The sequence below is a fragment of the Staphylococcus sp. EG-SA-2 genome (assembly GCF_017152085.1).
Map to the genome: position 1 here is coordinate 1 of NZ_JACYHC010000137.1, position 543 is coordinate 543.

Annotated in this window: 1 protein-coding gene; it reads right to left on the reverse strand. The window is 30.9% G+C overall.

Annotated elements, in window-relative coordinates; translation table 11 throughout:
* Positions 1-347: 347 nt before the first annotated feature.
* The coding region (locus tag IDG60_RS01350; RefSeq protein WP_206160398.1) for an L-lactate permease at positions 348-543 on the reverse strand (196 nt) is incomplete at its 5' end.

The window sequence follows — 543 nt, forward strand, 5'->3', positions numbered from 1 at the left end:
ACGTCGTCGCGAACTATAAAAACAAACAATACACAACGATAGATATCATTTTATCCAAACCAATTTTAACTTATATACGTTGATTAACACATTCTTATTTGAAATGATAAGAATCATCTAAATGCACGAGCAACATCTTTTGTTGCTCAGTGCATTTTTTATTTTACTTACTTTTCTAAACAACTTCTGAAACGCCTCAACACTTTCTACTCTGATTACATATACGACATTTTTAGACATTAAAAAATCGAACTAGACAAGATGCTCATTGCATTTCGTACTAGTTCGATTCATGAATAATTAGATTTAAAATGTCATTTGAATCCAAGTGACAACATTATTTATATTTAGAATATTAACGTTAGTATAAACGTCCAAACACAAATAAAGGCAACAAATATAATACTGTATTTTAACGTCATTTTTAATAATGCAGATTCTTCACCAACTTTTTTAACAGCTGCAGTCGCAATGGCAATTGATTGTGGTGAAATAAGTTTCGCTGCTACACCACCTGCAGTGTTAGCTGCCACAAGTAATGAA